We start from the raw sequence: 21,862 nt of genomic DNA on the forward strand, positions 1-21,862 counted from the left end.
CCTCGCGGAAGGCACGGTGTAGATGAGCATCGCCGCTGCGGGCTGCAGCAGCAGGTGCTCCAGCGGCCCGCCGGATCCCGCTGCAGGTGCGCCAGTGGTCAGGCCGCCTTGCCGCCGGCCGCCTGGGCACCACGCCGTAGCGGGGCGGCCGGGTGGCGATCCGCGCCAGCGGCAGCGCGATCCGCCCGCCGGCGGCCCGCGGCACTCCCCGCACCCGCGCCAGATAGGCCTTGCGCACCCGGCGTTCGGCGAACAGGCGGCTCAGGGCCCGGTGGGTGTCGGCATCGCGGGCCAGCAGGATCAGGCCGGAGGTGTCGCGATCGAGGCGGTGCACCAGCCGCGCCTCGGGCCAGCGCCGCCGGGCCCGGCCGAGCAGCGAATCGGCCAGCTCGGGCCCGAGCCCCGGCTGGCTGAGCAGCCCGATGGCTTGGCCAGGGCCAGCAGCCACGGATCGGCATGTATCAGCTCGGGCTCCGGCTCAGCCGGCATGGCTCCGCAGCCAGGCCAGCAGATCGGCGATCACCCGGCGCCGCTCCCGGTCGTCGAACAGTTCATGCAGGCTGTCGTCGTAGCGCATGAGGGTGAGGTCGGCTGCCCGGCCCGCCGCCGCCGCCCGGACCGCGGCCACGTAGCGCTCCACCGCCAGGGGCGACACCACCGGATCGTGGCTGCTCTGCAGCACCAACAGCGGCGTGGGGGCCCGCTCCGGCGCGGCCTGCAGCCGCTGGGCCGCCGCCAGCCAGGCCGTAGCCAGCCCCGCCGAGCAGAGATCGTGCCGCAGGGGATCCTGCAGGATCCGCTCCAGCGCCGCCGGATCGTGGGCCGCCGCCTCCAGGGCAAAACCGGTGCGCAGCGTGAAGCCCGGCCACACCCTCGCCAGCAGCCGGCCCAGCCGCAGCCGCCAGGAGGGATCCACAGCCAGGGCGGGATTGCTCACCACCGTGCCCCGCACGCAGCCCGGATGGCGCTGCACGTAGTCGATCGCGATCGTGGCGCCGAGGCTGTGCCCCAGCAGAAACAGCGGCAGCGGGCCGGCCGCCGCCGCCGTGTGCTCCAGCAGGGCCGCCACCGCCGCCAGCAGATCGTCCCAGCGGCCCAGGCCGCCGCGGGGGCCGGGGCAGCGGCCGTGGCCGGGCAGATCCACCGCCGCCACCAGCACGCCCTGCCCCGCCAGTTCGGCGGCCAGGGGCTCGAACGCCTCGCCGTGGCTGCCGATGCCGTGCACCAGCGCCACGGCGGCCCAGGGCGGCGGCGCGCCGGCCGGCGGCGGCCAGGTGTAACAGGGAAAGGCGGGCATGGGGCTGGGGCGGAAGCCTCGAGACGGGGATGGGACACTGGTGCCCTGACGCTGTGAGCCTGCCGTGAAAGCTCTCTCCGTGCTCGGCTCCACCGGTTCGATCGGCACCCAGACGCTGGAGATCGCCGAGGAATTCCCGGACCGCTTCCGGGTGGTGGCCCTCACCGCGGGCAACAACCTCGACCTGCTGATCGAGCAGATCCGCCGCCACGAGCCCGAGGTGGTGGCCTTGGCCGATGCCGCCAAGCTGGCCGAGCTGCGCGAGCGCCTCGCCCATCTCGATGCCGCCGTGCGGCCGGCGCGGCTGCCGGAGCTGCTGGGCGGCCCCGAAGGCCTGGAGGCCGCCGCCGCCTGGGGAAGCGCCGATCTGGTCGTCACCGGCATCGTGGGCTGCGCCGGCCTGCTGCCCACCCTGGCCGCCATCCGCGCCGGCAAGGACCTGGCCCTGGCCAACAAGGAGACCCTGATCGCCGCCGGGCCGGTGGTGCTGCCGGAGCTCGAGACGAGCGGCTCGCGCCTGCTGCCGGCCGATTCCGAGCACTCCGCCATCTTCCAGTGCCTGCAGGGCACCCCCTGGGCCGACACCGCCCGCCTCTCCACCGGCCACCCCACGCCGGGTCTGCGCCGCATCCAGCTCACCGCCAGCGGCGGCGCCTTCCGCGACTGGGATCCTGCCGATCTGCACAAGGCCACCGTGGCCGATGCCACCAGCCATCCCAACTGGAGCATGGGCCGCAAGATCACGGTCGACTCGGCCTCGCTGATGAACAAGGGCCTCGAGGTGATCGAAGCCCACTACCTGTTCGGCCTCGATTACGACGCCATCGAGATCGTGATCCACCCGCAGTCGATCATCCACTCGATGGTGGAGCTGGCCGATTCCTCGGTGCTGGCCCAGCTCGGCTGGCCCGACATGAAGCTGCCGATCCTCTACTGCCTCAGCTGGCCCGAGCGCCTCGACACCCCCTGGCGCCGCCTCGATCTCACCGCGGCGGGCTCGCTCACCTTCCGCGCCCCCGACCCCGCCCGCTACCCCTGCATGGAGCTGGCCTACGCGGCGGGGCGCGCCGGCGGCACGATGCCGGCCGTGCTCAACGCCGCCAACGAGCAGGCCGTGGCCCTCTTCCTCGAGGAGCAGGTGCACTTCCTCGACATCCCGCTGCTGATCGAGCTGGTCTGCGATCGCCACCGGGCCGACCTGATGGCCAACCCCTCCCTGTCCGACGTGCTGGCGGTCGACGCCTGGGCCCGCCAGGCGGTGCGCGAGGCTGCAGCCCGGCTGCACGCCAGGGCCCCGGCGGCGCTGCCGGCCTGAGCATCGCTGCGATGCCCGAACCCCAGCGCATCTCCCATCACCTGCTGCTCTGCGCCACCCCCAGCAAGGCGCTCTGCTGCCCCGATCCCGCCGTCGGCGCGGCCAGCTGGGAGGCGCTCAAGCGCCTGGTGCGCGAGCTGGGGCTGGAGGATCCGGCCCGGCCCGGCGGCATCGTGCTGCGCACCAAGGCCGACTGCCTGCGGATCTGCGCCGAGGGGCCGATCCTGCTGATCTGGCCCGAAGGGATCGTCTACGGCGGCGTCACCGCCGAGCGGATCGAGCCGATCCTGCGGCAGCACGTGATCGGCGGGGCCCCGATCGAAGCCTGGATCCTCAGGCGGATGCCGTTCAGCCCAGCAGGCCCTGCAGCCAGCCCAGCGTGAGCTGATCGGCCCAGCAGCGCAGCGGCTCATCCCCCATGCCATGGAAGCCGTTGTGGCCGCCCCGGCGGGTGAGCACCACCTCCACGCCCGGCGGCGGCTCGGCCGCCAGGCTCTGGGTCGCCGCGGCCGGCACCCAGGGATCATCGAGCGCGTGCAGCAGCAGGCTGGGCGGCAGGCTGGTGCTGCGGGGCAGCCGCAGCAGCGGCGAGGCCTCGCGGTAATAGTGCCCCACCGAGGCGTAGCCCCAGCGGGGGGCGGTGATCGCGGCATCGAAGGCGCGGATCGTGCGCACCCGCTGCGGGCCCGCCAGTGCCTGCCGCTCCGCGGCGGTCACTCCGAACGGATCGGCCAGGGTCTGAGCCCGCAGCCGCGCCAGCAGCCAGCGCTGGTAGAGGCGGTTGCGGGGCCGCTCGATCGAGGCCGAGCAGGCCTCCAGATCGAGCGGACTGCTGAGGCAGACCAGCCCGTCGAGCAGCCCGGCGGTGCTCAGGCAGGCGTTCAGCAGCATCGTGCCGCCCAGTGAGAGGCCCACCCCCAGCAGCGGCCGGCCCTCGGCCGCCAGCCGCGCCCGCTGCAGCACCGGCAGCAGGTCGGCGTCGCAGCGGGCCGCATAGGTGCCGGCGGCATGGGCCCGGCCGGGCCCGGCGCCGCGCAGGTTGAGTCGCCACACCATCAGGCCGGCGGCCTGCAGGCTGAGGCCCATGCGGCGCAGTCCCTCCCGCTCGCTGGAGCCGCCCAGACCATGGAGCAGCAGCACCAGCCCGCGCGGCTCGACCCTGGCCGGCTGGTCCACCCTGGCCACCAGGTCCTCATCGCCACCCAGCGGCAGCATCAGCAGCCGGCCCTGCTCGGGCGGCAGCGCCGGCGGCCGCAGCGTGTCGCGCAGGGTCTGCAGATCCGGCCCAGCCAGGGCCAGCGCTGGCGGAAGGCGTCGCCGCCCGCCGGCGCTGGCGCCACCACGGCGCTCAGCGCGCCCTCCTCAGGCCGCCACCTTCTTGCCCACGCCCATCTCGCGCAGCTCGCTCACCAGACCGTTGAGCACCGCCTTGGCATCGCCGAACACCATGGCGGTCTGAGGCAGCTCGAACAGGGCGTTCTTGATGCCCGCATAGCCGGCCCCCAGGCTGCGCTTCACCACGAACACCTGACGGGCCTGATCCACCTCAAGCACCGGCATGCCGTAGAGCGGGCTGTTGGGGTCGCTCTTGGCGTCGGGGTTCACCACGTCGTTGGCGCCGAGCACGATCACCACATCGGTGCGCGGGAATTCGGGGTTGATCGCATCCATCTCCTGGAGCTGCTCGTAGGGCACGTCGGCCTCGGCCAGCAGCACGTTCATGTGGCCCGGCATGCGGCCGGCCACGGGGTGGATGGCGTAGCTCACCTCGGTGCCGTTGGCCTCCAGCAGCTTGGAGAGCTCGCGCAGGGTGTGCTGGGCCTGGGCCACCGCCAGGCCGTAGCCGGGCACGAACACCACCCGCTCGGCGGTCTCCAGGGCCATGGCGCACTCCTCGGGGCTGCAGCTGGTGATGCNGCTGTANGCCNGCCTCCTNNNCGCCGCCGCCGCCCACCGANGNCCCGGNCCCGAGGGCGCCGCCGNACAGCACGCTCAGCAGCGNACGGTTCATCGCCGTGCACATCACCTNGGTGANGATCAGGCCNGCGGCGCCCACCATGCGNCCGCCACGATCAGCAGCTGGCTGCCCACCACGAAGCCCGCCGCTGCCGCGGCCACGNCGGAATAGCTGTTGAGCAGCGAGATCACCACCGGCATGTCGGNCCCGCCGATCGGCANGGTCACGCCGATGCCGAGCANGGTGGAGGCTCCCACCAGCAGCCAGANNGGGAAGCCGGCGGGATTGCCGGGCAGGCCGAAGGCACCCACCAGGGCGGCCACCGCCAGGGCGATGTTGACGCCGTGGCGCACCTGGCTCTGGGTCCAGCCGGGGGTGTCGATCCAGCCCTGCAGCTTGCCCATCGCCACGATCGAGCCGCTGAAGGTGATCGCTCCCACGAACACCGAGATCACGATCGAGAGCTTCGCCACCAGATCGGTGCTCTCGTTCTGAAACAGGGCCACCGCCACGGCCACCAGCAGCGAGGCCATGCCGCCGCAGCCGTTGAACAGGGCCACGGTCTCGGGCATGGCCGTCATCGGCACCCGCTGGGCCGTGAGCAGGCCGGCGAGCCCGCCCAGGGCCGTGCCCACGGCGATCCACAGCCAGGCCTCCANGCTGAGCTGCTGCTGGATCAGCAGACCCACCACNGCCAGCCCCATGGCCAGGGCGGCCAGGCCGTTGGCGGAGCGGGCCGAGCGCACCTTTGAGAGGCCCTTGAGGCCCAGGGAGAGCAGCAGCACCGCCACCAGGTCGATGGCATAGGCCAGCACGGTCGTGTTGGTCATCACTTCGAGCTCGGGGATTTGCGGCTGAACATCGCCAGCATGCGGTCGGTCACCAGGAAGCCGCCGATCACGTTGAACAGGGCGAAGGCCAGAGAGGCCGACCCCAGCGCCAGCAGGGCGGGGTTGCCATCGGCCTGGGCGATCAGGGTGAGCGAGGCGAGCACCGTGATGCCGCTGATCGCGTTGGCGCCGCTCATCAGCGGCGTGTGCAGGGTGGGCGGCACCTTGCCGATCAGTTCCAGCCCCAGCAGGCTGCCGAGCAGCAGCACCCAGAGGGCCTCGGTGAGGGAACTCACGATGGGTCTTCTCCGTAGACGAGAGAGCGATGCCGGCAGCTGCCGGCGTGGGTGAGCAGGCAGCCGTCCACGATCGGGTCTTCGGTGTCCAGCACGAACCCGGCGCCCTCGGCCCCATCGCCAGGCAGCAGCTGCTCCAGCAGGGTGGCGAGGTTGCGGGCGTAGAGGGCGCTGGCATGGTTCGGCACGCTGCTGGGCAGCTGGTCGGCACCGATCAGCTGCANCCCCTGGCGGATCACCGNTTGGCCGGGCACGGTGCCGGCGCAGTTGCCACCCTGGGCCACTGCCAGATCCACCACCACGGAGCCGGGCCGCATGCCGTCGAGCATGTCCTCGCTGATCAGGAGCGGCGCCGGCCGGCCCGGCACCTGGGCGGTGCAGATCACCATGTCGGCCAGGGCGAGCTGGTCGGCCAGCTGCTGCCGCTGGGCCGCCAGGAAGGCCTCGCTGGCCTGGCGGGCATAGCCGCCCACCTCGGCCGGCTTCTCCTCCTCCTGGGGCGGATCGATGAAGCGGCCGCCGAGCGACTCCACCTGCTCCTTGGCGGCCGGGCGCACGTCGCTCACGTAGACCACCGCGCCGAGGCGGCGGGCGGTGGCCAGGGCCTGCAGACCGGCCACACCGGCCCCCAGGATCAGGGCCCGGGCCGCCTGGATCGTGCCGGCCGCCGTCATCAGCATCGGCACGTAGCGATCCAGGGCGGCGGCGGCGAGCAGCACCGCCTTGTAGCCGGCGATGTTGGCCTGCGACGAGAGCACGTCCATGCTCTGGGCCCGGCTGATCCGCGGCAGCAGCTCCAGCGCCAGCGCCGACACCTCGGCCTGCACCAGCTGATCCACCAGATCGCCCGCCCCGTAAGGCGCCAGCAGGCCCACCAGCAGGCTGCCGCGGCCCATCCGGGCCAGTCGCTCGGCCTCGGGAGCCTGCACGCAGAGCACCGCGTCGGCGGCGGCCCAGGCCTGATCGAGCGCCTCGCTGCCGGCCTCGATCAGGCGGGCTCCCGCCGCTGCGTAGTCGGCGTCACGGAATCCGGCCGCGGCGCCCGCCTCGGATTCCACCGCGAAGCTCAGACCGCGCACCGTGAGCCGTTTGATGGTTTCGGGAGTGGCCGCCACCCGGGCTTCGCCCGGTCGGCGCTCCCGGGGCACCAGCACGTCTGCCAACGCTCAAAGCTCGCACAGAGCGCACCTTAAGGGGTTGTCCCCGGGGCAGGCCCGCTCGGCCAGGGATCTCAGACGAGGCGCATCAGAGGGGGCTCATTAAAATTAAAAGGGCCCCACCGGCCTCACAGCAGCGGCAGCAGCTCCTGCTCCACGCAGGTGGCCTGGGGCAGGGAGCCCTGGTGGCGCAGCTGCCGGGCCCGCAGGATCATCGGGTCGAGGTCGCAGTCGGCCTGCCAGCAGCGCTGGAGGTGGCGTCGCTGCTGGGCCGAGGTCAGCGAGCAGGGATCGCCGGGGTGCTCAGGATGGGCCATGGCAGCTCCGGTCGGGTGATGGGCCGAAGATTAGGCAGGGTCTGCCGCCAGCCCATAGGCCAGAACACTCATTCAGTCGTGATCGGGGCCGGCTGGCATCACACTGACGGCCCCGCCTGCCGGCATGGCTCCGCCCTCTTTCTCCCTCACCCCGGCCGGCAGCCACGGCGTGCAGCCGCGGCAGTGGCAGCGGCAGCTGATCCAGCTGCTGCGCGCCCGGGTGGTTCAGCGGCAGCCGGGCCCGCAGGCCCGCCCCGAAGACGTGCTGGTGCATGCCGGCCCCGGCGCGGGCAAGACCCTCGGCGCCCTGCTCGGCTTCGCCCAGCTGCAACGCGAGCGCCGGCTCGATCACTTCGTGATCTTCTGCCACCGAAGCTCGATCGCGCGGCAGTGGGAGAGCGCGGCGGAGCGTCTGCAGCTCAGGCTGCGGCCCTGGGATGAAGCGGAGGGGGCCAGCCCGGCCGGCGAGGCGGCCGACGGCTGGCTGGTGAGCTACCAGGCCGCCGGCCGCAACCGCGCGCAGCTGCTCGGCGCCCTGCGGGAGCGGCCGATGGGGCGCTGGCTGGCGATCGCGAGAGGTGCACCACCTGGGCCTGGATCCGGAGGAGCCGGAGGCCGCGGCCTGGGGGCCAGCTTCAGCCAGCTCACCGCCGGGGCCTGCCTGCGGCTGGGCTCACCGGCACCCCCTTCCGCGCCGACAACCTGGCCTTCTGCGCCGCCCGGCGGGTGCGCCGGCGCCTCGGCGACCGCCAGATCGAGCTAATCAGCCCGGATCTCACCGTGGAGCCGCGCCAGCTGATCGCCGCGGGCGACGTGCGGCCCCTGGAATTCCGCTTTCAGGATGGCTGGGTGGACCACGGCCGTGGCTGCGACCCCACCGAGACCTCCGCCCTCTCCGCCGAAAGCCGCGAAAGCTGGCGCGCCCGCAACCTGCGCCGGGCCATTCAGCTGGGCGACCCCGGCAGCATCGCCCTGCAGGTGCTGCTGCGGGCCCGCCGCCGGCTGGAGCAGCTGCGCGGCGACCACCCCGAAGCCGGCGGGCTGGTGATCGCGCGCAACATCGACCATGCCGTGAGCCTGGGCAACCTGCTGCGGGAGCAGGGCGACCGGGTGCTGCTGGTGCACTCCCATGACGCCGAGGCGGCCGGCCGCCTGGCCGCCTTCCAGGACGGCGCGGGCGACTGGCTGGTGAGCGTGGACATGTGCGCCGAGGGCTTCGACGCCCCGCGGCTGCGGGTGCTCGCCTACCTCACCACGGTGGTGACCCGCAGCCGCTTCCTGCAGGCGATCACCCGCACCGTGCGGATGGACGGCGAACGGGCCCGGCTGGAGCCGATCCCGCGCCAGCCCTCCACCGTGTTCGCGCCGGCCGATCCGCTGCTGATCGGCCATGCCCGCAGCTGGTCGCTGAGCGGGCCCTATCTGATCGACACCACCCCCGTCGACGCCGAGGCGCTCCCGCCGGAGGCGGCCTCCACGCCCGGGTTCAGCCTGCCGCTGCAGGCCCTCGAGGCCCGCGCCGGCGAACTGATCCAGCTGAAGGGGCCCGAACTGCCCAGGTTTCTGCGGCGCAGCGCCTGAACTTGAAACGTTGTGTCAACCAACACTTCAGCTGACAGGCCGAACCGCCATCGTGGCCCCACGTCTGGGGATGCGGAACATGGACGCCGCAGTGAATCGTCGCCTCACCGTGGCGGTGAGCTGGGCCCTCGCCCGACGAGCCACGCTCGATGCACTGGAGCACTTCGAGGAGAGCTACGCCCTCACCGAGGAATTCCGCGAGTGGCTGCTCTGCCTCGAGGAGCATCCGGAGCTGCTCGAGCCCAGCGTTCTGATGGTGCCCCGCGAGCTCGACAAGAGACGGCGTCGTGATGCGTTTCACGACCACAGCCTGGGCCACGACAACGGCGGCAGCGACGACCTTCTCGAGATCTGAGCCCGATCCAGGCCGGCAGACCGCGGCGACAAGGCGGAGAGGCTCGCCGCCCGGGGCGACGTTTGCTTAGGCTTAACTCATAGTCAGTTCGCTTAAGCCGTGACTGGAGCCCGCCCCGAAGCCGCCCGCCCCGAGGTCGAGAACCTGGTGATCGTGGGGTCCGGCCCGGCCGGCTACACCGCCGCCATCTACGCCGCCCGGGCCAATCTCAATCCGCTGCTGATCACCGGCTTCCAGGACGGCGGCATCCCCGGCGGTCAGCTGATGACCACCACCCACGTGGAGAACTTCCCCGGCTTCCCCGACGGGATCCTCGGCCCCGACCTGATGGACCGGATGAAGGCCCAGGCCGAGCGCTGGGGCACGCAACTGGTGCTGGCCGATGCCACCGCCATCGATCTCTCGCAGCGGCCCTTCCGGATCACCGCCGACGGCACCACCTACCAAGCCCAGAGCTTGATCCTGGCCACCGGCGCCAGTGCCAACCGCCTCGGCCTGCCCCAGGAGGAGCGCTTCTGGAGCAGCGGCATCAGCGCCTGCGCCATCTGCGACGGCGCCACCCCCCAGTTCCGCAACCAGGCGGTGGCCGTGGTGGGCGGCGGCGATTCCGCCTGCGAGGAGGCCGTGTACCTCACCAAATACGGCGACCACGTGCACCTGATCGTGCGTTCGGGCCAGCTGCGCGCCAGCAGGGCGATGGCCGACCGGGTGCTGGCCAATCCCGCCATCACCGTGCACTGGCACCGCCAGGTGGTGGACTGCAGCGGCAGCGACTGGCTCGAGGCCATCAGCCTGCGCGACAGCGTGACCGGGGCCACCGAGCAGCTGGCCGTGAGGGGCCTCTTCTACGCCATCGGCCACACTCCCAACACCCGCCTGGTGCGCGGTCAGCTGGAGGTCGACGACCACGGCTACCTGATCACCCGGCCGGGCCGGCCGGAAACCAGCCTGGAGGGCGTGTTCGCCGCCGGCGACGTGGCTGATGCCGAATGGCGCCAGGGCGTCACCGCCGCCGGCAGCGGCTGCCAGGCGGCCCTGGCGGCGGAGCGCTGGCTCAGCCACAACAACCTGGCGGTGGAGGTGAAGCGCGAGCCCGTCGAGCCCCGCGAGGTGGGAGAGCCGCAGCGCACCGCCGAGAGCGACGAGGCCAACTTCGACCCCGATGCCCTCTGGCAGAANGGCAGCTATGCCCTGCGCAAGCTCTACCACGACAGCAGCAGGCCCCTGCTGGTGGTCTACACCTCACCCACCTGCGGTCCGTGCCATGTGCTCAAGCCCCAGCTCAAGCGGGTGCTCGACGAACTCGGCGGTGCCGCCCAGGGGGTGGAGATCGACATCGAGGCGGATCCGGCGATCGCCCAGCAGGCCGGCGTGACCGGCACGCCCACGGTGCAGCTGTTCCACAACAAGGAGCTGAAGCAGCAGTTCCGCGGCGTGAAGCAGCGCAGCGAGTTCAGGGGGCGATTGAGACCCTCCTGGGCATTCACGCCTGAGAGTTTGTTTTGTTTCCAGTAGGCCGCTTTCCTGCAACACCACATCGGCCAACTCACGAGCGGGCGCTCAAAAAAGCCAAACCTCTCGGCAAGGCTTCAGGCTCGTTCGTGACCCGCTTCAATCGATGGCGCTCGCCACCGGAGGCACTTGGCTGTGCTTGATGCGTTGCCTCAACTTGCGGCTGTAACCGAAGGCAGCTGCGGCGCCGAGAAGGGCTAGTGGGGCGGGGACAGGAGTCGGCAAAGCATAGGCGTAAGAAAAAGACGAAGATGCCGAAGGACCTATAAAGTTGACATTGCCGCCACTAAAGTAGGCAGCCTGGGGGATAGAATTAAATACAAAGTATGGCCCCTGNCCTGATGGATTGGGAGAGCCCAATGACGAGCCAACAGCTTGAGCAAAAGCCGCCGCCGAAGTCCCCCCACCTGCTGGAAAAGAGCCTCCTGTAAACCATGGTTGAGCAGCAAGATCGATTCCATTAATGATGCCAGTTTGTCCATAGCTACCTTGTGCAACATAGACATCCCAGCTTTGCCCACCCACGGTTACTGTCGAAAAGGCGAGAGCCGCAGTTGGCGTAGCTAGCGCTATACCCGCAGGAGCGGACAACATTATTATATTTTTCAAAGCCTTACGGCTGAGGAACCTGGCATCAGCTTCTTGACCGAAAGGCATTGGTGAATTAAAGCTGGCTTAATAAGTAACTTATAGACAATCTGCACGATATTGGTCGAGCGGTTTTCATTCTCATACAATCTAGATTTGGCCTCATCGTGAGACCCCTTGATCTCCTTCTGAGGCTCGTGAATGGATGATCAGCATGCGCCGCTAGAAAATCTGGGCGACTCCGGCTGCGATACCCTTATGCCCAGAATTCCGACGCGACTACATCGCGCGCAGCCACACTCCTCTGGCACCCCTTTGTCTGACGAAACCCCCTGCCTGGCAATTGCCCAGCCCTAGTCATTGCAGCATGCGCAAATCCAAATTCTTCATTCATTAGAAGCCGTAGAAGAAGAGCCTGGCATTGCCACAACCGATGAAGTGTCCCACTGGCAATATCCGGCTAGCTACCTTGGTGTGTCTATAAGCTGTTGCACGGCCATAAACTCACCAATCAATACCTAAAAAACCATCCTTAGGGAGGAGTCATGTTCAATAATGAAAAGACTCAGTCGAGGGTGCTCCCCACCGTAAGGGCGGCGCCGGCCTTGATTCGCTTCCTCAGCTTGCGGCTGTATCCGAAAACAGCAGCAACTCCAAGAACGGTTAGGGGCGCTGAAACTGCAACATGGTCGNCTTGCAGGCGAAACAATAGATCACCATTGAATTGGGGGATGATGCTGAGCCGAAATAGGGCTTCCTGAAAAAGCCAGACTGACTGCGCCGCAATCGATGTGAGCAGTTTTGGGTCGTAAAATGTGCGCGAATGGGCCGAGTTGAGCCCAAACGCGACTCTGAGGTTTCCACATATACCGACGTGAGCATCGTCATCAGCTCTCGTTCAAAGACTTTTTCCTGCCGTTTGGCGGCAAACTCTCCGGTGACAACCGCTGGATCAAGCTGGCTGAGCTCATTCCTTGGGATGAGCTGGAAGACGACTATGCAGCGCAGTTCTGCAAGGGCTTTGGTGCACCTGCAAAGCCGTATCGAATGGCACTGGGTACATTGATCATCAAGGCTCGTCTCGGGCTTACGGATGAAGAGCTGGTTGAGCAAATCAAGGAGAACCCTTACCTCCAATTCCTCATTGGTCTAGGAGTTCGCTGAAAAACCCTGCCAGAGGCGCGACAATGGGGCAACTGCCCACTCCTTGATGCGAGGTCAACAGGAGCGCACCGGCTCGCTGTTCTCCTACGTCTCGATCGAGGACCGGATCCCAGCCAGTCATCCGCTTCGGGGGATCCGCAAGCTGGCTGACCAGGCCCTGGATCGCCTCAATCCCACCTTCTGCCAGCTGTACGCCTCAGAAGGGAGGCCATCGATTCCACCGGAGCAGTTGCTGCTGGCCTCGCTGCTGCAGGCCTTCTACGGGATCCGCTCGGAGCGCCTGCTGCTGGAGCAGCTCGACTACAACCTGTTGTTTCGCTGGTTTGTGGGGTTGAGTGTCCGGCGACGATTAGATAGGCGGGACCGCGCAACTACATAGGCGGGTCTCAGGACGCGACAACAAGGCTCCCGATCCCGGTCTGGAGCCCCGCGATGCCCGCCCCTCTGTCGTTGCGGATCAAGGAGCGGTACATGGCCAGACGGGCCGAGGGGCTGAGCCAGCAGATCGCCGCCGATGCGGTGGGGATCTCGGTGCGCAGCGCCCAGCGCATCGATCGGGGCGAGCTGCAGCTCCAGGGGCAGCACCAGCGGCGGGGTCGCCACTGGCGCACTCGCGCCGATCCCCTCGCGGACGTGTGGGACAGCGTGCTGGTGCCCATGCTGGAGAAGGCGCCGCAGCTGGAACCCCAGACGCTGCTACTGCACCTGGAGCAGACCTTCCCAGGCCAGGAGTGGTTTCGCCGCAAGCGGACCCTGCAGCGGCGCGTCGAGCAGTGGCGGGCGCTCCGCGGNCCGGCCCGGGAGGTGATGTTCCTGCAGCACCACCAGCCCGGCGTGCTGGGCATCTCCGATTTCACGTTGCTCAAGGGTGCGCCCATCACCGTGGCCGCTGTGGTGCTGGAGCATCGGCTGTTCCACTTCCGCCTGCCGTATTCAGGCTGGTGCCATGTGGAGGTGATCCACGGCGGTGAGAGCTTTGTCGCCCTGGCCGAGGCGCTGCAGAACGCCCTGGAGGCCTGTGGTGGGGTGCCGGCTGAGCACCGCACCGACAGCCTCAGCGCCTGCTTTCGCAACCGCGACGGCAGCGACGCCGGCGACTACACCAGCCGCTACCGCGAGCTCTGCGCTCACCTGGGCGTGATCGCCACCCGCAACAACCGTGGGGTCGCCCACGAGAACGGCGTCATCGAGGGCCCGCATCGGCACTGGAAGCACCGGCTGGAGCAGCAGCTTATCCAGCGCGGCAGCAGGGATTTCGCCACCGAGGCCGAGTACCGCCAACTGGTTGCCCAGGTCACCGCCACGCTCAACAGCCGCTACGAGGTGGCCGGGAGGCTGGCGATCGAGCGACTGCACCTGCAGCCGCTGCCGGTGGAACGCTTTGCCGACTACGAGCCGCTGGTGGTGCGTGTGCGCAGCACCAGCACGATCGAGGTGCGCTCCGTCACCTACAGCGTCCCCTCAAGGCTGATCGGCCAGCAGCTCACCGTGCACCTGCGCCATGACCGGCTGGATCTGTTCCTGCGCAGCCATTTCGTGGAAACCCTGCCGCGCCTGCATCGGCGAGCGGGTCAGAACGGGCCCCTGCGGCGGATTGATTTCCGCCATGTGATCGAGAGCCTGCGCCGTAAGCCCAGAGCCCTGCTGCGCGCCCAGCTGCAGGACGACCTACTCCCTGGCGAGAGCTGGCGGCAGTTGTGGCGTCAGCTGCTGGCGGCCCTGCCGCCGGATGAGGCGGCCAAGGTGATGGTCGATGCCCTCCATGTCGCCGCCAGAGCCGACGACCTCTCCGCTGTGGAGCGGTATCTGCGGCGAGGCCTGCGCAGCGGTGAGCTGAGCCTGACCGCTCTGCGCGAGCACTACGGCCTGCGGCCGCCGCGGGGCCTTGCGGCCCTGCCCCAACTCCAGATCCCTGAACACAACCTCAGCAGCTATGACGAACTCCTGGGTGGAGCCCCCCAGCCGGCCGGCGCTGGAGACAGCTCTGCCATCCCTGTTGAAACAGCTGAAACTGGCGCAGTTCCGCAGCCAGTGGCAGGCAGCGGAGCAGCAGGCCACAGCCGATGGCTGGAGCCCCGCCAGCTACCTCTATGTGCTGGCCCAGCAGGAACACCAGCAACGGCATCAGGCGCGTCTGCGGCGGCTGTTGCATGAGGCCCAGCTGCCCTGGCCCAAAACCCTTGCCGACTACGACTGGAGCGCCATCCCAGATCTGGATCGCCCCCAGATCGAGCAGCTCGCCCATGACACCAGCTGGGTGGACCGCGCCGAGAACCTCCTCCTGTTTGGCCCCAGCGGTGTGGGCAAGACCCATCTGGCCGCCGGCATCTGCCGCAGCCTGATCGCTCTGGACCGATCGGCGCGCTTCTGCTCGGGCACCACGCTGGTGCAGGAGCTGCAGCGGGCCAAGGCCGACTACGCCCTGGCCAAGGCCCTCAACCGGCTGGATCGCTACGCCCTGCTGGTGATCGACGACATCGGCTACGTCCGCAAGGACGAGGCCGAGACCTCGGTGCTGTTCGAGCTGGTGATGCACCGCTACGAGCGCCGATCGCTGCTGGTCACCTCGAACCAGCCGTTCAGCGAGTGGGAGAACGTCTTCTCCACCAGCGCCATGACCGTGGCGGCGGTGGACCGGCTGGTGGACCACAGCACGATCCTCCAGATCAGCGGCGAGAGCTACCGCCGTAAGCGGGCACGCCAAGCCGGCCGCCCGGCGGCCAANGGGTGATTNGGCGTCCGGACCGGGCGTCAATTACCCGCCAACCGNACCACACCCCAGGCGCGGCCCACCCCCCTNGCCATGGCANNGGGGTGGGGGCATGCACCCGCCTACGTAATTGACGCGAGCCGCCTACGTAGTTGACACCGGGCAGGTTGAGCCCTGACGATCCGATCTGGCATCCGACGACATTCACCNAGAACCGCGAGCGGCTGCTCAACGAGCAGGTGATGGGCAAGTTCCTGGAGAAGCTGATGGCGGCCCCAGAGGTGAAACCGCTGCTCAGCAACGAGCACTTCTCTGTGGATGGCACCCTGCTGCAGGCCTGGGCCTCCCACGCCTCATTGGAGCGAATCGACGGGGAGGATGATCCGCCGCCTCCGCCATCGGGACCGGGCGAGGGTTTCGGGGAGCCCAAGGCAGGAAGGAAGCGGGCCAAAGGCGACTTTCGCGGGGTTCGGCTCAGCAACAAGACCCACCGCTCCGGCACGGATCCCGACGNCCTGCTGGCCCGTAAGTCGAATGTGCACCCGGCCCTGCCCAGCTATCGCGCTCACGTGCTCATGGACAACCGCCATGACCTAGTGGTGGATTGCCGGGTGACGCAGGCTGATGGCTACGGCGAACGGGATGCGGCCAAGGAGATGGCGGCAGACCTCCCCGGTCGCCACCAGAAAACGATCGGTGCCGACAAGAACTACGACACCAGAGGATTCGTGGCTGAGATGCGGCGGATCGGCGTCACGCCTCATGTCACCCAGAACGCAGGCCGCTCCGGTNGCTCCGCCATCGATGGCCGCACCACCCGCCATGANNGCTACGCCAAGTCGATCCATGCCCGCCGAGGGATCGAGAAGATCTTTGGCTGGATCAAGCAGTTCGGCGGCCTGCGCCAGTTCAAGCTGCGAGGGCAGACCAATGTCAGTGCCGTATTCGGTCTACATGTGATCGCCTACAACCTGATCCGCCTGGGCAACCTGCTCAGGCCTGTGGAGGCGGTGGCGTGAACTGGGCGTTCTCCAGAGGTGGAAGACCGCAGGGAGCATCAACCAACGGCCCCCTACGGAGGGTCAAGACTGCACAGCAAGGCTGAGTCAGCCCAGCAACACCCCATGGTCACCCGCTCCTTGGTGGGAGAGATGTCGCCTCTCGGCGCGGTTTTTCCGCAAACTCCTAGGAGCCTTCCAGTATTCGGCGCCGTTTGATCCATCGATGATGGTGTATTTCCGCAAGCGGTTACCGGAAGCCGTTGTGAATGACTGCAATGCGCGGATTGTGCGCCATGGCCTGAAGGTGATTCGCTCGTCAGATTCCCATGATCCAGACGACAACAGTGGCAGTGGAGGTGGATCTTCGAGTGCTGGAGAGCAGCCAATGCCGTCGACTCAGGCCCAGCCGAACCAGGGCTCACTATTGATCGATGCCACTTGTGCACCGGTGGATATCCGTTATCCAACCGATCTATCACTGCTCAATGAAGCCAGGGAAGTGACTGAGATCCTGATCGAAGCGATGCATCCTCAGATCAGAGAAGTCTTTGGCCATAAGCCGCGTACACACCGCAGAAATGCGCGGCAGCAGTTTCTTGCTGTTGCGAAGAAAAAGAGGCCCCGGATCAGTAACATCCGCAAAGCCATCAAGCAGCAGCTTGGCCACCTGAAGCGAAATCTGGCGAGCATCGACGNCCTGATCGCTTTTGGTGGATGCCTTCTGGCCGCCGGACGGCACATCTACCAGAAGCTGCTGGTGGTCAGTGAGGTGGTCCGAGAGCAGACTATTCTCTATCACGCAGACACCAGAAGCATCCCTGATCGCATTGTCAGCCTCTACCAGGCACACATCAGACCGATTGTTCGCGGGAAGGCGCGAAGCAACGTTGAGTTCGGAGCCAAGATCTCAATCTCTGTCACAGGAGAAGGATTCACATTCCTTGATCGTCTGAGTTACGACCCCTACAACGAAGGAGAAGACCTGAAAGCTCAAGCGAGGGACTATCGCCGCCGCCATGGTCACTATCCCAAAGTGATATGTGCTGACCAGATCTACCGGACAAGATCCAAACGTGCATTCTGTCAGCGACATGGAATCCGTTGAGCGGCCCACGCCTGGGGCGGCCGAAGAATGATCCTGAGTTGGTGGCTGCCGAGAAGCGGCAGTTCATGGATGACCAGCGTCAGCGCAATGCCGTGGAAGGAAAAATCGGCCAGGGCAAACGGAGGTACGGATTGGGCCTGATCTTTGAGAAGCTGCCAGTGACCTAGGGTTCCGCCATTGCCATGAATGTGCTGGTCATGAACCTCCAGAAGCTGCTGGAGCTTCTTTTTGTGCTTGTTGCGCTCTGGTTACAGGTCCTGCTCGGCAAGGGAACATGGAGAAGGCAGCGATCTGTACCCTTGATTGCTCAGATTGCTGCAGCATGAACGGCAGGGCATCAGCTCATTCAGGTTCAGCTTGTTGGCGCCTTGGCCTCAGGCTCTCCTTTTCAGGAGGCCATCCTTGACCTCCACTGCTGCCAGAGCTGGAGCAGCTGGTCGTGGCCAACGCCGTCGGAGCTGCCGCGCAGGGTCACCAGCAGACACTCGTAGGAGCGATGGGAACGCAGCCCCAGCAGCCGCAACATTCGATCGATGGGGTCGCGGGGAGGCACGGAGCTGATCGGGCCCAGGGTCAAGGAGGTGATGCCGCTGAGGCCACTGGGCACCAGACACCCCTGAAGCACCGAATCTTCGCTGATGGAGCCCAGGGCTACTTCCTGCCCAGAGACCTGCAGGAGAAGGCGATCCTGCAGCGCGAGCTGCGGATCCGATCGCGTCAGCTCAGCCACCTGCAGATCATTGGGATGACGAGCCACCAGGTGCGTAAGATCCAACTCCAGAGACGTGCCCGATTGAGCCCCTAGCCTTGAGCCGTCGGCAGCGAGGGCCATCCGGCGGGTGCCGCTGCGAGCCCAGTGCCGGTTTCGCTCACCGGGGCGCACCCCCATCTCGTAGAGCTGAAAGCCCTGCGGGGGGCTGATCGAGGAGCGCTCCGGCGGCGATACCTCCGGCCAGGGCGGCGCAACGATCTGGCGGAGCAGCGCAGCGGCGGCCAGCAGGCAAAGAACGGCGAGGGTCGCCCGGAGCTGGCGTTCAGGAACCGGCATCGCCAGGGGGGCAGGGGGCGGCCAGCTGTCGATCAATCAGCCGGAGGTAGAGCTTCGAGAGGAGCACCACCGCGATCACGGAAAACACAAGGGAGCCCATGTCTTCATGAAAGAAATCGAACAGGGCTGTCTGGTGGGGCACCGGAAAACCCACGATCAGCGCCAGCAGGATGATGCGCACGATGTTGCTCGCGATGGCCAGCGGAACCGCGGAGAGGAGCACCAACCACCGGTCGCGCCAACGCTGCAGCGGGAAGGCCAGCAGAAACACCAGGGCCACAAGGGTGACCATCACGATCAGGTCGTGCCCTGTGCAGATGCTGGAAACCTCCACCGCGCCATCGGGCAATGACACAACACGTCCATCCACATGGGCTGGAATCCCCAGGGCCTGAAGCCCGATTCCGGTGGCTAGAGCCGTGGCGTGGCTGAGGGGGGCATCGACATAGGGGTTGAACAGTTTGCGCGCAAGCATGCCCAGCGGGAACAGGGTCAGGATCACCAGCGAGGCAGCGAAGGGCCGCAGCCGCCGAGGAGGCGCGCAGAGCAGGGCCAGTCCGAGACCCTCTAGCAGGGGAAGCAGGAAGGTGACGAAATCACGCGAGAGGATCAGCTCCGATCGCAACAACGACCACACCAGGAGCACCGTGCCGAGGATCAATCCGGCACGGGTCGGCCTGGGCTGGAGGGTGGGCAGCAGATCCTCGATGCAGAGCAGCGCGCCTCCCCAGACCACCAGCAGCTCCACCAGCACCTGGAGGGAGTCCTGGGTGGCGTGAAAGACCCAGAGGCTGTGAACGGCAACAAGCGCTGCCAGCACAAGCCACAATCGGCGAGGATTGGCAGATGGCAGTGCTAATGCCCTCAAGAGAATTTATCCTCAAGCACGATGGATTGGTTGCAGCGGCACACGAATCAGATGTCCAGATTGGCAGCCATGGGGATTGAAGTATAGCCCAAGGAAGACAATCCACCCATACTCAACAAAGCCTCTGACAAAGCTCAACGCAGGAGAACAAATAATCTCCCTACAGAGGATGAAGCTGATTGCCTACTGTAAGTGGATCACTCCAGGCTTGGCTGGTTTCAGGATTCGAATGGAATCGGCTCGAAGAAAACCATACCGATTCGACTCAACCGTGCCTTGAAGAGAACCCAGGCCAGCACCAACGCAGCAAGGGCGTTGCCGATCATCTCCTTGGCGGCACCCCAGCGGACCGTCGTCAATTGGGAGCGTTGACGATTGGCAAGGTTCATCTGCTCGGTCTCGATCCGGGAAAGGATCTCACGCTTTGCCTGATCAAAAGGCAGGGCACTGGCACGCTCGACAAGCGCCGGCGGCAGACCCCTGATGGAAGCCAGAAGATCCTCTTGTGTTTTCGCTGCCGTAATCTGCTGGGTGAGATTGTTGAGCTGAGTATCCACAACATTGGACTGCCCTATGGCTGCGGCTTGCTGGCGATTGACGGCAGCAAAGGACACATAGCCCTGCAGGGGAATCAGCAACAGGAAACCTATCGCCGCAGGCAGCGCCCAACGGGAGGCGAAGAGAAGCAATCGCACCGTGCGAACCTTTGGTGAGATCAGCGCACTGATCAGCAGAAAGGCCAAGCCGCCCAGGGGGATAGCCGCGTTGTTGATCAAAGCGGAGATGAGCCCCTGTATCCAGGTCAGGTCGAAGAGATTGATCGGCAGGAGCTGGCGCACCAGCACGATCATATAGATCAGAAAGAAACCCCTGGAGATCGTGCGCAAACTGATCGCCAGCAGACCTTCATCCATCTCCGCTGGATTGAGGATCGATGCTGAGGTCTCGGGCGCTGCGCTTTCAGAATTATCCAAAGGGGAAGGCTTTTAGGTGCGAAAGGTTAGCGGATGGTAAGGGGCGGAGCAAGCAGCAGCTCTCAGCACGGCTGACGATGAGCTCGACAGCTGACGCGAATCTAACGAAAAGTCAATAGATGTCACTCCTCCCCGTCCTTCGGGGCAATCCGTCTCGCAAGCACCACATCATCCGATCGGGCCGCCCTGCCTGGAAAAGCGCCGGCATCTGACCCCGGCCGCGTGCTCAGATCGACGCCAGACGCCACAAAGCTGTTGGCGCTGCTCAGCTCAGCGGCGCCGGGGTCCGCCGGGGCGGTTGCCGCCGGGGCGAGGACCGGTGGCACCGGCGTTCCGCTCCCGGTAGGTGATCCGGCCGCGGGTGAGGTCGTAGGGGCTGATCTCCACCAGCACCTTGTCACCCGCCAGCAGCTTGATGCGGAACTTGGTGAGCTTGCCTGCCGCCCGGCAGAGGCACTGGTGACCGGCGGGCTGCTCCAGGGTCACCAGGTAGAACCCGTTTCCCTGTTCCTTCTCGATCACACCGGAGGTCTCGATCATGCGGGGGCGGTCTCAGGCAAGGCAGATGCTGAATTCAGCTTAGGCGGCCACCGCGATAGGGTCGCCGCTCCCCGTCGCCCTGCCGCCACGCCATGGTTCTTCCCCCCCTGTCGATGGATCTGGGTCTGCTGCTGATCTCGATTGGGGTGGTGAACCTCTGGAAAGCACGCCAGTCCTGACCACGCTCCTGTTTCACAAGCCCTACGGCGTGCTGAGCCAGTTCACGCCGGAGCCAGGCAGCCCCTGGCGCTGCCTGGCCGGGCGCATCCCCGTGCCCGGCGTCTACGCCGCCGGCCGCCTCGATGCCGACAGCGAAGGCCTGCTGCTGCTCACCGCCGACGGCCGGCTGCAGCAGCGGCTCACCGATCCGGGCCACAGCCACTGGCGCCGCTACTGGGCCCAGGTGGAGGGGCTGGCCGACACGCAGCCCGGGGCTCTGGAACGGCTGCGCTCCGGCGTGATCATCCAGGGGCGCCGCACCCTGCCGGCCCGGGCGCGGGCGCTCTCCCCGGCGGAGGTGCAGGCCGCCGCCATCCCCGATCGGCAGCCGCCGATCCGCCATCGCCTCTCGGTTCCCACCAGCTGGCTCGAGCTGGAACTGCGCGAAGGCCGCAACCGACAGGTGCGGCGCATGACCGCCGCCGTGGGCCTGCCGACCCTGCGGTTGATCCGCCTGGCGATCGACCTGCAGGATGGCCAGCCGCCACTCAGCCTGGAGGGCCTGGCCCCCGGAGCCTGGCGCCCGGTGACCGCCGTCGAGCAGGCTCGCCTCGATCAGCTGCTGCGCCGCTCCCCGGGCCGCGGCGGCGCGCCGGCGGCGGGAAATCGGGGCGAGGCGGAGGTGGCGGATAGGGCGGTCTGGCCTGGGCGGCCGGGACCCGTGGACGTTCAGCCAAGGCAGTCCCGCAGCTCGCGCACGGCCTGCAGCTGACCGTAGTAGTAGTTGGCCCGGGCCCGCCGATCGGCGTCCTCGAGGCTGTCGAGGGCATCGAACCCCAGAGTCTGCCAGAGCTCATGGCCGCAGGCACGGCTCACCTCGCTGATCGCCTCGGCCTCCAGATTGGCGAGCCGACGCTGCAGATTCTTGATCTGGGCGATGGACATGCGACAACCGGGCGCGCCCGGAACAACAGGACAATAGTACAGATGCACTGAGTCGCCGGCACGGGGCTCAGAAGGGCAGCTTCTTCTTGGCGTCCTTGTCGAGATCGGCCTCCATCTCCCGCAGCCGCTTCAGGATCGTGTCG

Annotated in this window: 16 protein-coding genes and 8 pseudogenes; 12 read left to right on the forward strand and 12 right to left on the reverse strand. The window is 67.2% G+C overall.

Annotated features, from left to right (window positions below):
- Together SYNGFB01_RS05210 and SYNGFB01_RS05215 are read right to left on the reverse strand one after the other, a co-directional pair.
- Positions 1-448: pseudouridine synthase (locus tag SYNGFB01_RS05210; protein WP_235299935.1), on the reverse strand; the 448-nt coding region annotated here is incomplete at its 3' end.
- Positions 449-478: 30 nt separating this feature from the next.
- Positions 479-1,297, reverse strand: a complete 819-nt coding sequence (locus SYNGFB01_RS05215) for an alpha/beta fold hydrolase (RefSeq protein ID WP_048017220.1) — start codon at positions 1,295-1,297, stop codon at positions 479-481.
- A gap of 64 nt (positions 1,298-1,361) precedes the next feature.
- On the opposite strand from SYNGFB01_RS05215, the gene SYNGFB01_RS05220 reads away from it, so the two are divergent.
- Together SYNGFB01_RS05220 and SYNGFB01_RS05225 are read left to right on the forward strand one after the other, a co-directional pair.
- Positions 1,362-2,612: a 1-deoxy-D-xylulose-5-phosphate reductoisomerase gene (locus tag SYNGFB01_RS05220; protein WP_048017221.1), complete on the forward strand. Its 1,251-nt coding sequence runs from the start codon at positions 1,362-1,364 to the stop codon at positions 2,610-2,612.
- Between the two features lie 11 nt (positions 2,613-2,623).
- Positions 2,624-2,995: a ferredoxin gene (locus tag SYNGFB01_RS05225; RefSeq protein WP_048017222.1), complete on the forward strand. Its 372-nt coding sequence runs from the start codon at positions 2,624-2,626 to the stop codon at positions 2,993-2,995.
- On the opposite strand, the pseudogene SYNGFB01_RS05230 reads toward SYNGFB01_RS05225, so the two are convergent.
- The 5 genes and pseudogenes from SYNGFB01_RS05230 to SYNGFB01_RS05250 form a co-directional block, all read right to left on the reverse strand.
- Positions 2,961-3,964: pseudogene (locus SYNGFB01_RS05230) on the reverse strand (alpha/beta fold hydrolase). The gene SYNGFB01_RS05225 and the pseudogene SYNGFB01_RS05230 overlap by 35 nt on opposite strands.
- A gap of 10 nt (positions 3,965-3,974) precedes the next feature.
- Positions 3,975-5,399 (reverse strand): annotated as a pseudogene (locus SYNGFB01_RS05235) (NAD(P)(+) transhydrogenase (Re/Si-specific) subunit beta).
- A complete protein-coding gene (locus tag SYNGFB01_RS05240; RefSeq protein WP_082325882.1) occupies positions 5,399-5,695 on the reverse strand; it encodes an NAD(P) transhydrogenase subunit alpha in 297 nt (98 codons plus the stop codon). Before SYNGFB01_RS05240 ends, SYNGFB01_RS05235 begins: the two are co-directional and overlap by 1 nt.
- Entirely contained in the window at positions 5,692-6,858 is a 1,167-nt protein-coding gene (locus SYNGFB01_RS05245; RefSeq protein WP_048017224.1) for an NAD(P) transhydrogenase subunit alpha, read from the reverse strand. Before SYNGFB01_RS05245 ends, SYNGFB01_RS05240 begins: the two co-directional genes overlap by 4 nt.
- Before the next feature lie 122 nt (positions 6,859-6,980).
- On the reverse strand, positions 6,981-7,169 hold the full coding sequence (locus SYNGFB01_RS05250) for a hypothetical protein (RefSeq protein WP_048017225.1): 189 nt from the start codon (positions 7,167-7,169) through the stop codon (positions 6,981-6,983).
- A gap of 124 nt (positions 7,170-7,293) precedes the next feature.
- Here SYNGFB01_RS05250 and SYNGFB01_RS05255 point away from each other — a divergent pair.
- The 9 genes and pseudogenes from SYNGFB01_RS05255 to SYNGFB01_RS13710 form a co-directional block, all read left to right on the forward strand.
- A pseudogene (locus SYNGFB01_RS05255) lies at positions 7,294-8,750 on the forward strand (DEAD/DEAH box helicase).
- A gap of 79 nt (positions 8,751-8,829) precedes the next feature.
- The gene (locus tag SYNGFB01_RS05260) at positions 8,830-9,105 is read left to right on the forward strand and encodes a hypothetical protein (protein WP_235299936.1); all 276 of its coding nucleotides are present in this window, start codon (positions 8,830-8,832) and stop codon (positions 9,103-9,105) included.
- Between the two features lie 99 nt (positions 9,106-9,204).
- Positions 9,205-10,620, forward strand: coding sequence for a thioredoxin-disulfide reductase (trxB, locus tag SYNGFB01_RS05265; RefSeq protein WP_235299937.1), 1,416 nt, complete (start codon positions 9,205-9,207; stop codon positions 10,618-10,620).
- 1,449 nt (positions 10,621-12,069) lie between these two features.
- Positions 12,070-12,357 (forward strand): annotated as a pseudogene (locus SYNGFB01_RS14150) (transposase); the annotation flags it as partial.
- A 58-nt stretch (positions 12,358-12,415) separates the two neighbouring features.
- Positions 12,416-12,709 (forward strand): annotated as a pseudogene (locus SYNGFB01_RS05270) (transposase); the annotation flags it as partial.
- Between the two features lie 131 nt (positions 12,710-12,840).
- Positions 12,841-13,728 (forward strand): annotated as a pseudogene (gene istA / locus SYNGFB01_RS15280) (IS21 family transposase); the annotation flags it as partial.
- Positions 13,729-14,302: 574 nt separating this feature from the next.
- Positions 14,303-15,100, forward strand: a complete 798-nt coding sequence (gene istB / locus SYNGFB01_RS05280; protein ID WP_048017226.1) for an IS21-like element helper ATPase IstB — start codon at positions 14,303-14,305, stop codon at positions 15,098-15,100.
- 146 nt (positions 15,101-15,246) lie between these two features.
- Positions 15,247-16,098 (forward strand): annotated as a pseudogene (locus tag SYNGFB01_RS05285) (IS5 family transposase); the annotation flags it as partial.
- A 394-nt stretch (positions 16,099-16,492) separates the two neighbouring features.
- Positions 16,493-17,448, forward strand: a pseudogene (locus tag SYNGFB01_RS13710) (transposase); the annotation flags it as partial.
- Between the two features lie 125 nt (positions 17,449-17,573).
- Here the strand turns inward: SYNGFB01_RS13710 and SYNGFB01_RS05295 are convergent.
- The 4 genes from SYNGFB01_RS05295 to infA all read right to left on the reverse strand — a co-directional run bounded on the left by SYNGFB01_RS05295 (position 17,574) and on the right by infA (position 20,615).
- Positions 17,574-18,233: a hypothetical protein gene (locus tag SYNGFB01_RS05295; RefSeq protein ID WP_048017228.1), complete on the reverse strand. Its 660-nt coding sequence runs from the start codon at positions 18,231-18,233 to the stop codon at positions 17,574-17,576.
- A complete protein-coding gene (locus SYNGFB01_RS05300) occupies positions 18,220-19,053 on the reverse strand; it encodes an exosortase/archaeosortase family protein (protein WP_048017229.1) in 834 nt (277 codons plus the stop codon). Before SYNGFB01_RS05300 ends, SYNGFB01_RS05295 begins: the two co-directional genes overlap by 14 nt.
- Positions 19,054-19,319: 266 nt before the next feature.
- Entirely contained in the window at positions 19,320-20,015 is a 696-nt protein-coding gene (locus SYNGFB01_RS05305) for a hypothetical protein (RefSeq protein WP_048017230.1), read from the reverse strand.
- A gap of 330 nt (positions 20,016-20,345) precedes the next feature.
- Entirely contained in the window at positions 20,346-20,615 is a 270-nt protein-coding gene (gene infA / locus SYNGFB01_RS05310; RefSeq protein WP_015108791.1) for a translation initiation factor IF-1, read from the reverse strand.
- A 208-nt stretch (positions 20,616-20,823) separates the two neighbouring features.
- Between infA and SYNGFB01_RS05315 the strand changes: the two genes are divergently transcribed.
- On the forward strand, positions 20,824-21,546 hold the full coding sequence (locus SYNGFB01_RS05315) for a pseudouridine synthase (protein WP_369795485.1): 723 nt from the start codon (positions 20,824-20,826) through the stop codon (positions 21,544-21,546).
- Here SYNGFB01_RS05315 and SYNGFB01_RS05320 read toward each other — a convergent pair.
- Complete coding sequence (locus SYNGFB01_RS05320) at positions 21,504-21,719, reverse strand: hypothetical protein (protein ID WP_048017231.1); 216 nt, start codon at positions 21,717-21,719, stop codon at positions 21,504-21,506. The genes SYNGFB01_RS05315 and SYNGFB01_RS05320 overlap by 43 nt on opposite strands.
- Positions 21,720-21,862: the final 143 nt, after the last annotated feature.

This window comes from Synechococcus sp. GFB01 (assembly GCF_001039265.1).
Taxonomy (GTDB): Bacteria; Cyanobacteriota; Cyanobacteriia; order PCC-6307; family Cyanobiaceae; genus NIES-981.

What these genes read in the sequence shown, in the direction of transcription:
- SYNGFB01_RS05215 (WP_048017220.1), bottom strand. Translation starts at nt 1,297, where the DNA reads ATGCCCGCCTTTCCCTGTTACACCTGGCCGCCGCCGGCCGGCGCGCCG.
- SYNGFB01_RS05225 (WP_048017222.1), top strand. Translation starts at nt 2,624, where the DNA reads ATGCCCGAACCCCAGCGCATCTCCCATCACCTGCTGCTCTGCGCCACC.
- SYNGFB01_RS05250 (WP_048017225.1), bottom strand. Translation starts at nt 7,169, where the DNA reads ATGGCCCATCCTGAGCACCCCGGCGATCCCTGCTCGCTGACCTCGGCC.
- SYNGFB01_RS05260 (WP_235299936.1), top strand. Translation starts at nt 8,830, where the DNA reads ATGGACGCCGCAGTGAATCGTCGCCTCACCGTGGCGGTGAGCTGGGCC.
- SYNGFB01_RS05295 (WP_048017228.1), bottom strand. Translation starts at nt 18,233, where the DNA reads ATGCCGGTTCCTGAACGCCAGCTCCGGGCGACCCTCGCCGTTCTTTGC.
- SYNGFB01_RS05305 (WP_048017230.1), bottom strand. Translation starts at nt 20,015, where the DNA reads ATGGATGAAGGTCTGCTGGCGATCAGTTTGCGCACGATCTCCAGGGGT.
- infA (WP_015108791.1), bottom strand. Translation starts at nt 20,615, where the DNA reads ATGATCGAGACCTCCGGTGTGATCGAGAAGGAACAGGGAAACGGGTTC.
- SYNGFB01_RS05320 (WP_048017231.1), bottom strand. Translation starts at nt 21,719, where the DNA reads ATGTCCATCGCCCAGATCAAGAATCTGCAGCGTCGGCTCGCCAATCTG.